Annotated in this window: 13 protein-coding genes; 4 read left to right on the top strand and 9 right to left on the bottom strand. The window is 45.7% G+C overall.

What is annotated here, in order from left to right; translation table 11 throughout:
* Positions 1-81 precede the first annotated feature (81 nt).
* The 4 genes from C7457_RS02040 to C7457_RS02025 all read left to right on the top strand — a co-directional run bounded on the left by C7457_RS02040 (position 82) and on the right by C7457_RS02025 (position 3,948).
* Positions 82-1,239, top strand: a complete 1,158-nt coding sequence (locus tag C7457_RS02040) for an N-acetylmuramoyl-L-alanine amidase family protein (protein ID WP_121169776.1) — start codon at positions 82-84, stop codon at positions 1,237-1,239.
* A gap of 2 nt (positions 1,240-1,241) precedes the next feature.
* The gene (gene aroA / locus C7457_RS02035; RefSeq protein ID WP_121169775.1) at positions 1,242-2,534 is read left to right on the top strand and encodes a 3-phosphoshikimate 1-carboxyvinyltransferase; all 1,293 of its coding nucleotides are present in this window, start codon (positions 1,242-1,244) and stop codon (positions 2,532-2,534) included.
* Positions 2,509-3,627, top strand: coding sequence for an MFS transporter (locus C7457_RS02030; RefSeq protein ID WP_121169774.1), 1,119 nt, complete (start codon positions 2,509-2,511; stop codon positions 3,625-3,627). Before aroA ends, C7457_RS02030 begins: the two co-directional genes overlap by 26 nt.
* A 63-nt stretch (positions 3,628-3,690) precedes the next feature.
* Positions 3,691-3,948: an FmdB family zinc ribbon protein gene (locus C7457_RS02025; protein WP_121169773.1), complete on the top strand. Its 258-nt coding sequence runs from the start codon at positions 3,691-3,693 to the stop codon at positions 3,946-3,948.
* On the opposite strand, the gene C7457_RS02020 is transcribed toward C7457_RS02025, so the two are convergent.
* From C7457_RS02020 to mtaB, 9 genes are all read right to left on the bottom strand, one after another.
* On the bottom strand, positions 3,945-5,177 hold the full coding sequence (locus tag C7457_RS02020) for a peptidase U32 family protein (RefSeq protein WP_121169772.1): 1,233 nt from the start codon (positions 5,175-5,177) through the stop codon (positions 3,945-3,947). The two genes, C7457_RS02025 and C7457_RS02020, sit on opposite strands and share 4 nt — an antisense overlap.
* Positions 5,178-5,237: 60 nt before the next feature.
* A complete protein-coding gene (locus C7457_RS02015) occupies positions 5,238-7,499 on the bottom strand; it encodes an endonuclease MutS2 (protein WP_121169771.1) in 2,262 nt (753 codons plus the stop codon).
* 81 nt (positions 7,500-7,580) lie between these two features.
* Positions 7,581-8,030, bottom strand: a complete 450-nt coding sequence (locus C7457_RS02010) for a GatB/YqeY domain-containing protein (RefSeq protein ID WP_121169770.1) — start codon at positions 8,028-8,030, stop codon at positions 7,581-7,583.
* A gap of 9 nt (positions 8,031-8,039) precedes the next feature.
* A complete protein-coding gene (gene rpsU / locus C7457_RS02005) occupies positions 8,040-8,267 on the bottom strand; it encodes a 30S ribosomal protein S21 (protein WP_013537281.1) in 228 nt (75 codons plus the stop codon).
* Positions 8,268-8,336: 69 nt separating this feature from the next.
* Positions 8,337-9,335 carry a porphobilinogen synthase gene (gene hemB, locus C7457_RS02000; protein WP_121169769.1) on the bottom strand — a complete coding sequence of 333 codons (999 nt, stop codon included), beginning with the start codon at positions 9,333-9,335 and terminating at the stop codon, positions 8,337-8,339.
* 35 nt (positions 9,336-9,370) lie between these two features.
* A complete protein-coding gene (locus tag C7457_RS01995) occupies positions 9,371-9,718 on the bottom strand; it encodes a DUF6394 family protein (RefSeq protein ID WP_121169768.1) in 348 nt (115 codons plus the stop codon).
* Positions 9,719-10,864 carry a potassium channel family protein gene (locus tag C7457_RS01990; protein ID WP_121169767.1) on the bottom strand — a complete coding sequence of 382 codons (1,146 nt, stop codon included), beginning with the start codon at positions 10,862-10,864 and terminating at the stop codon, positions 9,719-9,721.
* A 3-nt stretch (positions 10,865-10,867) separates the two neighbouring features.
* On the bottom strand, positions 10,868-11,977 hold the full coding sequence (locus C7457_RS01985; RefSeq protein ID WP_121169766.1) for an aminotransferase class I/II-fold pyridoxal phosphate-dependent enzyme: 1,110 nt from the start codon (positions 11,975-11,977) through the stop codon (positions 10,868-10,870).
* A complete protein-coding gene (mtaB, locus tag C7457_RS01980; protein WP_121169765.1) occupies positions 11,958-13,256 on the bottom strand; it encodes a tRNA (N(6)-L-threonylcarbamoyladenosine(37)-C(2))-methylthiotransferase MtaB in 1,299 nt (432 codons plus the stop codon). The genes C7457_RS01985 and mtaB overlap by 20 nt, the downstream gene beginning before the upstream one ends.
* Between the last annotated feature and the right edge of the window lie 21 nt (positions 13,257-13,277).

Raw genomic sequence — 13,277 nt, 5'->3', positions numbered from 1 at the left:
TTCTACCTCGGTTATTAATTATATATCTAGTCTGCAAAATAGTTGATAGAATGAAGACAACAAGTCTGGGGTATGAGAGGAATGGAAGGCAGGAGAGAGCTCCTAAAAACCCTCTTGGGCTCAATTTTCATGTCAAGTATCCCGTACCAAGCTCTAGCTAGGAAGAGGGCAGTCATATATAGAATCAGGTACTCAAATACAACTGATAGGACAAGGCTAGTACTTGACTGCAAAGGGGAAGTAGATAGGAAAAACATAAAGGAGCACTTATCAGGCAAGGTGCTCTGGCTTGATATTAGGAATACAGGAGCTGTAAGAAAACTTACAAGGAGAATTAAAAGCCCTTTAGTTTCAGAAGTTAAAGTAATCCCAATCACCTCAAGCAGAACAAAAGTTAAAGTAACTTTTAAGGAAAGCCATAAGTTTAAAATTTTTGGACTCCGTTCCTGTGGAAGTAAACCGTTTAGGATAGTAATTGACGTCTTTCCCGAGTTCGTCCCGATATCTTGTCAAGTTAGGAAGTTTCCAAAGAGAATTGTAGTTCTAGACCCGGGCCACGGCGGTAAGGACCCTGGAGCCGTTTGGCCCCCACGCTCAAAACATCCAAAGATAAGGGAAAAGGACATTACCCTTTCAATAGCCCTAAAGGTAAGGAAGTACCTCAGGAAATCCCCCGACATAAAGGTCGTCATGACTAGAACGAGGGACACTTACGTTCCCCTACTTAAAAGGGCTGAAATCGCTGCAAAGTCCTGTGCAGATGCCTTTGTAAGTATCCATGCCGACTCAATGCCAAACTACCCTCAGTGGAGCGGAGTAACAGTTTTTAAGGCTTCACCAAGTCTATTTGCAAAGGCCCAAAGGACTGCAAAGGAGGTTGCAAAGAGAGTTAAGCTGTGTAGCGACGTTATGTGCTGGAGTATAAGCCCTCTGCTGATTAACATGGCAACAACCGTCACTTTTGCCGAGAGCTCCCGCCTTGCCCGATACATTGTGGACAACCTCAAGGCCCAAGTTAACGACGACCTAATAAATGGAATAAAGGACATGCACAGGAACATAGTAGTCCTTAAAACCCCCGGAAGGCCAGCCGTACTGATTGAAAGCGGTTTCCTAACAAACTCCCTTGATAGAAGAAGGTTAACTAAGAGGTGGTATCAGGAAGAGATTGCAAAGGGAATAGCAAGGGGAATTGAAGAGTACCTAAACTCACTCAACAAAGTAGCTTTCGTGAGGTAAAAATGGCAGTTTTTCACCTTAAAGGAAAGAAGCTAAAGGGAGAACTGAGAGTCCCTTCAGACAAATCAATTTCCCACAGGAGCATAATGCTATCCTCAATAAACAGGGGCGAAGTCATTATTAAAAATTTCCTTCCTTCAGAGGACTGTTTAAACACACTAAAGGCCTTTTTAGAGCTCGGAGCAGATATAGAGAAGAGAAGTGATGAGATTCTAGTAAGGGGAAGGGGTAAACGTTCCCTAAAGGAACCTTTCAACGTTATAGACCTTGGAAACTCAGGAACTTCAATAAGGCTCATTTCAGGAATCCTAGCAGGTCAACCTTTCTACTCTGTTTTAACAGGTGATAAGTACTTAAGAAGGCGCCCGATGGACAGAATTGCAGTTCCCCTAAGGATGATGGGAGCTCAAATTTACGGAAGGGAAGGAGGGAAGTACCCTCCACTAACAATAATAGGAAAAGAAAAGCTTAAGGGGATAAAGTACAAAAGCCCTAAGGCTTCAGCTCAGGTAAAGTCCTCAATACTCCTTGCAGGCCTGTTTACAGACGAAGAGGTTGAAGTAACTGAACCTGCAAAGAGCAGAGACCACACAGAGAGGATGCTAAGGGCCTTTGGAGTTGATGTAATAGAGGAAGGTTTAACGGTAAAGCTCGGGAAGAACAGGGAACTTGAGAAAGACCTTGAAATCTCAGTTCCGGCGGACATATCCTCTGCCGCCTTCTTTATAGTTGGAGCTCTAATAACCCCCGACTCTGAAGTCCTCCTTAAGGAAGTTATTTTAAACCCTACAAGAACTGGAATCTTAAAAGTTATTAAGAGAATGGGAGCAGACTTTGAGGTTGTAAACAGGAGGGAAACTTCTGGAGAGGAGGTAGGGGATATAGTTGTAAGGTACACACCAAACCTTAAGGCAACGGAAATTGGTGGAGAAGAAATCCCAACACTCATAGATGAAATACCTGTAATAGCACTCCTTGCAACTCAGTCTGAAGGGAAAACTGTAATAAAGGACGCCTCGGAACTGAGGGTTAAGGAGAGCGACAGGATAAAGAGCACAGTAACCAACCTGAGAAACATAGGTGCAGACGTTGAGGAACTCCCCGATGGAATGGTAATAAGGGGTAAAACTCCCCTTAAAGGGGGTAAGGTCTGCTCATTTGGAGACCACAGGATCGTAATGACCTTTACAGTTGCTTCACTAATAACTGAAGGACCTGTTGAGATAGATGAGGTAGAATCAGTATCAACGTCATATCCAGGGTTCTTTGATGACCTTAAAAAGCTCCTTAGGTAAAAACCTCTTAATACTTTCTGCAGTCTCCTTCTTAAACGATACTTCATCGGAGCTAATGGGGGCTCTACTTCCCCTCTTTATCACGGAGCTCGGAGGGGGAGCCCTTTCTGTAGGCCTCCTCGGAGGTCTCAGGGAAGCAGTATCAAACTTCCTGAAGATCCTATCAGGCTACCTCTCTGATAGGTTCAACAGGAAGAAGCCCTTTGTAATTGCAGGCTACGGAGTTTCAGCCCTCTTTAAACTACTGATTCCTTTCTCAAACAGCCCCTCTCAAGTTGTAATTTTCTCTTCCTTAGAGAGGTTGGGAAAGGGAATCAGAACAGCCCCAAGGGATGCAATCCTCTCCCTCTCAGGAAAAGTTGAGAGGAACTTCTCAATCCACAGGGCCTTTGATACGTTCGGAGCTCTTGCCGGCTCCCTGTTTGCCCTTTTTTTAATATCAAAAGTTCCGGTTAGGGAAGCCCTAATTTTCGGAGCTCTCTTATCCCTTCTAAGCCTTCCCCTGCTCCTCCTAATTGAAGAACCAAAAGTCAAGCTAAAGAAGAAGTTAAAAGTCAAAGTAGAGAGCCCCTACTTTAAGAGATTTTTACTTGCTTCAACCCTATTTTCCCTCTCCTACATCTCATTTATGTTCTTCATCCTAAAAGGAAAGGAAATCACAGGAAGTTCTTCTTCAGCCCTCCTCCTGTACGCCTTCTACAACCTTATTTACGCCCTATCTGCCCTCCTCTTTAAAAACTTCTCAAACCTCACCTCTCCCTTTAAAGCCCTATCAATTGGCTACGCTCTCTTCTCCCTCTACTTGATAATACTCTCCCTATCAAACTCAATTGCCCTTCTGGTAGTAGCAGCGGTTCTATTTGGAATCTCATCAGGGATAACCGACGCAGGACAGAGGTCTGCAGTAGGCCTTTTAACGGGAAGGGCAAAGAGGGGAACCCACTACGGCCTCTTTCACTTTTTAACCGGCACTTCTGCCCTTGTAGGAAATGTCATTGTTGGAGCAACTTGGAGCTCCTACCAGGGAGTAACCCTCGGAATATTGGCACTCCTTTCCCTCACTTCTTCAGCGTTAACTTTTAAACTCAGGTAGAAGTTGAAAAGAGTAATTCAAAATATTAGATTTAAATTGAACCTTAATTAGGAGGTACTAACAATGGAAGTAATACCCAAGAGGAAATTTAAGTGCCTTGACTGTGGACATGAGTTTGAGGAGCCCTTTGGAAAGCCCCGCTGGATGATTAAGTGCCCCAAGTGTGGAAGTGAGAACGTAGTTAGGGCAGACGTTCCCCAAGGATGGGGAAGAGGTTGGGGCTACTGTAGAGCTGGAAAAGGCCCTGGATTTGGAGGAAGGGGCTGGGGAAGAGGTAGAGGAAGAGGCTGGGGTAGAGGCTGGTTCGGCTGGAGGGGCTAAACCCCGGCCGTAACCCCTACCCTTTTCCTTAGAATTGCCTTTTCTGCTAAGGGGAGCTCCCTATCAAAGTAGATCCTTGCCCTCTGGTTGGGGTTTGTTGAGGCTGTTTCCTGGAGCTTCCCCTTCTTTAAAACCTCTATCTTCTCAACCTTGGCGGTAAAGCTCTTAACCTCCGGCAGAAAAACTTCTACCTCATCTCCAACCTCTACTTTATTCCTAACCTCCCAGAAGCCTTCTCTGTAAATTCCGAGGAATTTGTAGTTCCTTATGTAGGAACTTGACTCGTAGTGCTGGAGGATTTCTTCCTTTCCGTCTAAAAAGCCGGTTGTGTAGGGCCTGTGGCTAACCTTTTTCAACTCTTCCATTAAGAGCGGAAGTTCCCCTTCAAAGGCCTCCTTCCCCTGTGAAACCAAAAGGTCAACGGCTCTCCTGTAAACGCTTGTCGTTATCGCTGTGTAGTAAGAGCTCTTCACCCTACCTTCAATCTTCAGTGAGTCAACTCCGGCCTCAATGAGCTGGGGAAGTAAGGGTAGGGCACAGAGATCCTTAGAGTTAAAGATGTAAGTCCCGCTTGAGTCCTCCTCAATCGGGATATACTCCCCTGGGCGGGTCTCCTCAACTAAGTAGAACTTCCAGCGGCAGCTCTGGGAACAGGCTCCCTTGTTGCTCTCCCTGTATGAGAGGTAGTTGGAAAGGAGACACCTTCCAGAGTAGGCCATACACATTGCACCGTGGACGAAGACCTCAATCTCCACTTCAGGGACTCTCTCCTTAATTTCCCTTATCTCGGGAATGGAGAGCTCCCTTGCTAGGACAACCCTTGAAGCTCCAAGTTCCTTATAAACCTTTACAGCCCTATAATTTGTAACGTTTGCCTGAGTACTTATATGAACGTCAATCTCAGGAGCTACCTCCTTAACAGTTGAAAGGACTCCCAAGTCTGAGACTATAAAAGCGTCGGGAGAGAGCTCTTTAACCTCCTTAACAAACTCCTCAATTGCCTTAAAGTCAAAATTCCTTGCAAATGCGTTAAGAGTAACGTAAACCTTAACACCCCTACTGTGGGCGTACTCAATGGCCTCAGCCATCTCTTCTAAGGTAAAGTTACCCGCCTTAGCCCTTAAGTTAAAGAGCTTACCTCCCAGGTAAACTGCATCGGCCCCAAAGTCAACTGCAAACTTCAACTTCTCAAGGTTCCCTGCAGGAGAAAGAACTTCAGGCTTTCTCATAAAACCTCCTAAACAATTTGCAGTTGAAAATTTATTTCCTGAAGTGGAACTTGGGGAAGGCTACTTGAGCTCAACGATAGTTACTCCATCTCCTCCCTCCTGAGGGCCTCCGGAACGGAAGGACTTAACGTAGGGAGACTCCTTTAAATACTCCCTTACAAGCCTCTTTAGAATTCCCTCACCGTAACCGTGAACGACTTTTACCTCTTTAGCTCCCACAATCAAAGCATCGTCAAGGAACTCCTCAAGGGCCCTTATGGCCTCTTCCCCCCTCATACCAAGAAGCTTAATCTCAGGGAAGAATCTATTCGGAACCGGAACGCTAACTCCTAAACTCTCTTCCTTTGGAACTTCTTCAACTTTAACTAAGTTTGAAAGCTTAACGTCAACCTTCATAGGACCTATCAAGACCTTTGCCTTCTTTCCAGATACCTCAATAACCCTTCCTTTCCTCCCTGAAGGGAGAACCTTTACCAAATCACCAACCTTAATCTCCCCCTTAGGCTTAACCTCTTCCTCAAGTTTTGCCCTGTTTTTCGCAGTTATAACCAACTTCCTAAGCTTTTCCCTTGCCTTTGAAGCTTCCCTCTCCTTTAGTATCTCCTCAGTCTTACTCCTTAACTCCTCAATAAACTCCTTTAGCTTCCTTGAGTGCTCTTCCCTTAAAGTCCTCTCCTTCCTAAAGAGCTCCTCCTCTTTCTCCTTAAGCTCCCTCTTTAACCTCTCAACCTCCCTCCTCTCCTCAACGAGTTTCTTATACTCTCTCTCAAGGGCCTCAATTATCTCTTCAGCCATTCTATCCTCAGCCCCCATCAAAGACCTTGCGGTCTCTACAACCTCTTCGGGGATACCGTACCTCTTAGCTACTATGAGAGCGTAGCTCTTACCTACAACGCCGTAGGCAAGCTTATAGAGGGGCTTTAGGCTCTCTTCATCAAAGAGAACTGAGGCAACGTCGTAGTAATCGTCCTTATAGGCGTAGAGCTTTACCGGAGTAAAGTGGGTAGTTGCAACTACCTTTGCCTTCTTATCTTTTAAGTACTTAAGGATCGCAACTGCAAGGGCTGAACCTTCAACGGGATCCGTCCCGGCCCCAAGCTCGTCAAGGAGGACTAGTGAGTCCTCATCAACTTCCCTCAAAATCTCACCTATCCTCTTAACGTGGGAGCTGAAAGTTGAGAGGGACTGCTCTATACTCTGCTCATCTCCGATATCAGAAAACCACTTTCTTACAAAGAGGAGGGAGCTCCCTTCCTGGGCAGGAATTAAAAAGCCGCTCTGAGCCATCATTGATAGAAGGCCGAGAGTCTTAAGGGAGACAGTTTTACCTCCTGTGTTTGGACCGGTTATAACAAGGCCCCTTTTAAGCTTTAGGTCAACCGGAACAACTTCTTTACCTGTAAGGATTAATAGAGGGTGCTTTGCTCCTTTAAGGTTAAACTCCCTGCCAAAGGTCGGAAAAGTTCCCGACAACTTTAAGCTCATGTAAGCAACGGCGTATCGGAAGTCAATCTCTACTAAAGCCTTAAAGGAACTCTCAATTTCAGATAAGTAGGAGCGGGCAAGGTTTGAGAGCTCCCTTAAAACCCTCCTTACCTCCTCAGCCTCTTCCCTCTTAAGCTCCCTGAGCCTGTTGTTCAGCTCAACGACACTCAGAGGCTCAACGTAGAAGGTTTGGCCACTTGAAGAGCGGTCGTGAACTATTGCCTGAAACCTCTTCCTAAAGTGGGGCTTAACGAGAATAACGTACCTACCTTCCCTCTCCGTAATAATCCTGTCTGGACAGATATCCTCGTGGCGATTAACTAATGAGTTTAACCTCTCTTTTATCCGTGATGAGACTGTAGAGATGTTTTTTCTTATGCTCCTCAGCTGTGGCGAAGCTGTATCAAGTATCTCACCGCTTTCGTCTACGCTTTCCCTTAACCTTTCTAGGAGCTCACCACCACCTGTTAACCTTTCAGAGTAGAAGGAGATCCTGGAAAGGTGCTCAGGAAGGTTTTTAAAGAAGTTCTTCAAAACCCTTGACTGCTCAAGGAGTTTAAGGAGGTTTAAGAGCTCCTCAACCGATAGAACGGACCCTTCAACTTTCAGCTTTTCAATTAGAGGTGAAACGTCGGGAAAGGTCTCAAGGGGTAGAGTCCTCTCTTTTAGGAGTTTAACGAAAGAGTCTGTTAGCTCTAAGTTCCTATTAACTTCCTGGTAGTTTACCGAAGGTTGAAGTGAAAGAACCCTATCCTTTCCTGCAGAACTTTTTGCAAGGCGAGAAGTTTCATAGAGGAGCTTATCGTATTCAAGTTGGCGCCCCACTCCTTTGAACATCAGTATGAAGACCCCCCTCCAATCACCAAAGGAGTGAAGGCGCCGGAACTAACCACTTCTAAATAGATAGTATAACAAAACCTAACCTTGGGCAAGAAGTTCCCTAACAACTCTGTTAACCAGTGAACCATTAGCCCTGCCTTTTACCTTCGGCATTACAGCCTGCATAACCTTGCCGAGGTCTTTAGGAGAGGAAGCTCCAACTTCCTTAATAACCTCAGCTACAAGCTCCCTTATCTCCTCTTCGCTCATCTGCTTGGGGAGGTAGCTCTCTACAATCTCAAGCTCCCTCTTCTCCTTCTCAACAAGGTCCTGCCTTCCGCCCTTTTCGTACATCTCTATAGACTCTCTCCTCTGCTTTGCGTACTTCTGGAGGAGAGAGATAATCTCTTCGTCGGTAAGCTCTCCTCTCTTATCAATCTCAGCGTTCTTTATTAGAGCCTGAAGCATCCTAATTACAGAGAGCTTCTCCTTATCCTTGGCCTTTAAGGCTGCCTTCATATCCTCTTTCAACCTTTCCTTAAGGCTCATTCTCTCTCCTTACTTTTTCTTCTTCTTACCCTTAGGTGGTAAGAGTCCGCGCTTCTTGAGGGCCTTAATTAACCTCTTCCTGGCCGCCATAGCCTTTCTCTTTCTCTTCTCAGAGGGCTTCTCGTAGTACTCTCTCCTCTTAATCTCTGTGAGGATTCCTTCTCTTTCGCAGAGCTTCTTAAACCTCTTTAAGGCCTTCTCAAAGGGCTCACCGTCGCGGACGTAAACTGTTGCCATAAAGCATCGCCTCCTTTCTTTAGGTTTTTCGCAGGCAATTATATGCTTTAAGGGGGACAATAGCAAGAACTACCCCTCTCTAAGCCACCTTGCAGCATCAAGGGCATGGTAAGTAAGGATTAAATCGGCACCAGCCCTCTTTATGGAAGTTAAAGTTTCAATAACTATTCTCCTTTCATCTACCCAGCCTTTAAGGGCCGCAGCCTTAACCATTGAGTACTCACCGCTTACGTTGTAGGCAGCAGTCGGGTACTTAAACGTATTCTTAACCCTCCTTATCACGTCAAGGTATGCAAGGGCCGGCTTAACCATAACTATATCTGCTCCCTCTTTAATATCAAGGGCAACCTCCCTTAAAGCCTCGTCGGAGTTTGCAGGATCCATCTGGTAGGAACGCCTATCCCCAAAGGCCGGAGCCGACTCTGCAGCGTCCCTAAAGGGACCGTAGTAGGCTGAGGCGTACTTTGCGGCGTATGACATTATCGGAATATCCGTAAAACCAGCTCCATCAAGAGCTTCCCTAATTGCCTTTATCATTCCGTCCATCATTCCAGAAGGGGCAACCATGTCTGCCCCTGCCTGGGCGTGGGAAACAACCTGTTTCTTTAGGAGCTCCAAGGTCCTATCGTTATCAACGTCGCAGACCTCCCCAGAACAGGCAAGATAACCGCAGTGGCCGTGAGTTGTATACTCACAGAAACAGACGTCAGTTATAACGTAGATGTTAGGAAACTCCTGCTTTATTTTCCTTACGGCCCTCTGAATTATTCCCCTTTCAGAGTAGGAGTCAGAACCTAGCTCGTCCTTGTGGGATGGAATTCCAAAGAGAATTACGGCAGGTATTCCAAGTTCCTCAACTTGAGACAGGATCTCGGGAAGTCTATCTATTGAGTACCTAAACTGCCCGGGCATTGAAGGAATCTCTTCCTTGATATTCTCCCCGTCAACTACAAAGATTGGGTAGATGAAGTCGTTAGGAGTTAAAATTGTTTCTCTAACCATTCTCCTAATGTTTTCGTTCTTCCTCAACCTTCTAAGCCTTAGCTGGGGAAAGTTCCCTGTTAACATCTTTAACCTCCGCTTTTTCTCTCAGGGCTAAGATTTTACCACCACTCCTCCTCTCTAGCCTCCATGACGGTCTCCACTATAAGGAGAACTACAGAAAAGACGTTTGCTACGAGAGCTCCCCAAGCAAGGGCCTCAACTAAGGAGGCTCTTGAACCCATCTGGTAGAAAATTAAGGCGGGTATAAGGTGGAGGTCGGCAGCAAGGCTCGTTGCAAGGAGCTCTGCACTTAAGGTTTTTTTACTCCCAAGCTTCAAAAGTGTTGCAACGAGGTTAAAGATAACTGAAGCCAAAAGTTCGTAAGGATCTCCGTCGTAAACGAAGCCCACAGTAGTTGTAAGGGACATCATCACAAAGAATGCAGTTCCTACTTTACCCCAGTCCATCTATCCTAACCTCTCCTTAAGTTTCCTCTTAAGCATTGCACTCCTTGAAACTATCCTCCCCTTAAATAGCTTCTTGACCGCCTCATCTATCATCTTCTTAGGAGCCACTATAACCAGAACGTCCAAGGGTTCTATAACAACGTCCCCTCCGGGAGTGTAAATTATTTTGCCGTCCCTCTTTTTAATGGCTACAACGGTTATTCCAAACCTCTTCCTCAGCTCAAGTTCCTTTAAACTTTTACCTATTACCGGAGAGTCAGGCTGAACTACGAGCTCTTCAATATCTATGTAAGTACGCTCCCCGAAGAAGATTTCTTCTAGGAGGGACCTTTCACCAAATATTGGGGGCTTCCTAGCAAGGATTGCCACCCTCTTTGAGATTATTGCAGGAATAGTCTCTACGTAGTCTGCCCCTACGAGCTTTAACTTATCCTTAAACTCTTCCCTCTTAACAAGGCCTATAATGAAGAAGGGGTAGATGTTGTACTTGGAAACAACGTTCTTAACTGTGAGGGTTATAGCAAGGTTTTTATAGTCATCCTTCGTCGCTACAATAGCTCCGACTGCAGACTGAACGTTTGCAAGGATAAGTGAGTTCTCATCTGTAGGGTCAAGCTTTAAGTAGTACTTTATTGAGTGCTCCTTTGCAAACTCTTCAAGGCCGTCTGAAGGGTCAACTATAACTACCGGAATTTTGTGGTAGCGGAGCTCCTTTAAAAGGTGAACAACGTAGTCGTTAAAACCAAATATTATGTAGTGGCCCTTTAAAGCAGATATATCCGAAACCATCTTCCTGAACCTCAAAATTTTTTTCACTTCACCGCTCGTTACTATGTTGATCAGAACTGCAATTGAGTATCCCATTACAGCGCCGACGCCGATAGTCATCACGGCAAGGTTAAAAACCCTGTCCTTGACAGACATATCCCACATCTCACCGTAGCCTATCGTCGTAACGGTAAGGATCGTCATGTAAAAGGCCTTTAAGAGGTCAACCCCCGAAATCAACATGTAACCAACAGTTGAGACCATTATGGTAATGAGGCCGACGATGAGGGGAGCTCTGAACTTCATTAAGATTTCAAGGACCTTTTCCTGGCTGTACTGGCGAGGAATTACCCTCTCTATTTCCCTTTTCCTTCCCACTCCCTACCTCAAGTAAGAGTAGAGCCTCTCAAGGGCTTTTTCTATATTTTCAACAGACGTACAGAAGGAAAACCTTATAAATTCGTTGGTTCTATTGTAACCGAAATCCCTACCTGGAGTTACAGCAACTCCAACTTTCTCAAGGAGCTCAAAGGCAAAACTAAAGGAGTCCTCCGTAAAATCTGAAACGTCAGCGTAAACGTAGAAAGCTCCCTGTGGCTCTGAAGGAACTTTAAAGCCCACCTCCTTTAAGCCCTTTAAGAGGACCTCCCTTCTCTCCTTAAAGACTTCAACGTTCGACCTTAACTCTTCAAGGACCTCCTTTTCAAAGCAGGCAAGTGCAGAGTACTGGGAGAGGGTAGAAGGTGATATTACGGTGTTCTGAAGGATTGCCGTTACGTCTGAAACGAGCTCATCAGGGAGGATTAACCACCCTAACCTCCAACCTGTCATGAGGAAAAACTTTGAAAAGCCGTTTACAACTACGCACCTATCTGTAACTTCCAGGACGCTTGGAGCCCTCTCAAAGTAGGTAAGGCCGTGGTAAATCTCATCGCTTACCAAAAAGGCCTTCTCCGAAAGGGCTTTGAGTTCTTCTAACGTATATACAACACCGGTTGGGTTAGAGGGAGAGTTAACTATGAGGGCTGGAGTTTCAACCTGCTGAGGCAGAACTTTAAAGGAACTCTCAGGGGAAACAGGAACCGCCCTCCCTTCAGAAAAGAGTAGGTTAAGCATGTTCTTATAGCAGGGATAACCGGGATCTGAATAGGAGATTTGTCCAATTCTCTCAGAAACTACCTTTAAAACGGCTAAAAGCCCGGGAGAACTACCGGGAGTAATAACAACGTTCTCAGGCTCTACTTCTACTTGGTAAGTTTCACAGTAATACCTGGCTATCTCCTCCCTGAGGGGGTAAATTCCAGCGCTTTCAGTGTACTTCTGCTCAAATCTACTCAAGAACTCCTTAGCCTTTTCCTTAACTCTCTTTGGAACCGGTAAATCCGGTTCTCCTATTTCAAGGTGGATAACCTCCTTCCCCTCCTTCTCAATCTCCTTCGCCTTTTCAAGGACTCTCATAACGTAAAAGGGCTCAACTAACGACCTCTCCATAGTTCTCCTCTCTCTTCTGGCCTACCTCTTTCAGCCTTACCTTAACAACTTTCCCCGGTTCAAACCTCCTATCTAAAATGACCCTTATATAGTTATCAGTAAGGGCGGTACTCTTACCTCCCTCCACTTCAGAAAGGACTACTGCAGGGAGCTCCCTTCCTAAAAACCTCCTTCTATACTCTAAGCTCTTCTCCCTGCCGATCCCCCTCAAAACTGAAGCCCTCTCCTTTTTAACTTCAGGAGGAACCGAGTCCTTTAACTTTGCAGCAACAGTTCCCTTCCTCTTTGAGTAGGGGAAAACGTGGAGGTATCCAAAGGGAAGGGACTCAACAAGCTCTAAAGTCCCTTTAAACTCCTCCTCTGTTTCACCGGGAAATCCGACCATAACGTCGGTTCCTATGCAGGAATCGGGCCTCCTCTTAAGGATTTCCTCAACAACCTTTACGTAGTCCTCAGGTGAGTAGCGCCTTTTCATCCTCTCAAGAACCGTTCTACTTCCGCTCTGGAGGGGAATGTGGAAGTGGGGAGCAACCTTCTCTGAACTGGTCACAACGTCTACAAGGTGAGGGGTAAACTCTATAGGCTCTACCGAAGAGAGCCTTAACCTGTAAAGGGGGAGTTTAACGATCTCCTCAACCAGCCTTGCCAAACTCCAGCCGGGGAACTCCCTTCCATAAGCTCCAAGGTGAGTACCGGTAAGGACTATCTCTTTATAGCCTGAATCAACGAGCTCCTTTACCTGCCTTAAGACCTCCTCAGGCGGAAGGCTAACCATTCTCCCCCTTGCCTTTGGAATTATGCAGTACGTACAGAAGAGCTCACACCCCTGCTGAACTTTGAGGAAAGCCCTACTCTTACCCTCGTAGTGGCGAATTGTTAAAGGGTAAAATATTTTCTCCTTCCAAACTCCTTTAACGTAAGTCCTTGGAAGTTCTCCCTTTAACCTCCTCTCAACAAGATCAACGATATTGAACTTCTCAACGTTCCCGGTTATAAAGTCGGCCTCTTTAACTTTCTCAACTTCCTCAGGGTAAACTTCACTGTAACACCCGGTAACGACAACTAAAGCGTTAGGGTTCCTACTCTTTGCTCTCCTTATCGCCTTCCTTGACTTTGAATCTGCAACTGAGGTAACCGTACAGGTATTTATGACGTAAACGTCAGCCTCCTCGCTAAAGGGAACTATCCTGTACCCAGCGTCCTTAAACCTCTCCTCCATGTAGGCGGTCTCATGGAAGTTCATCTTACAGCCTAGAGTATAGAAAGCTACTCTCTTCAAAGCCTCTCCTTACCTAAAGTC

This window comes from Thermovibrio guaymasensis, assembly GCF_003633715.1.
Classification (GTDB): domain Bacteria; phylum Aquificota; class Aquificia; order Desulfurobacteriales; family Desulfurobacteriaceae; genus Thermovibrio; species Thermovibrio guaymasensis.
The sequence above is the reverse complement of the archived record's forward strand: the minus strand, read 5'-3'. Positions and strand labels throughout refer to the sequence as shown.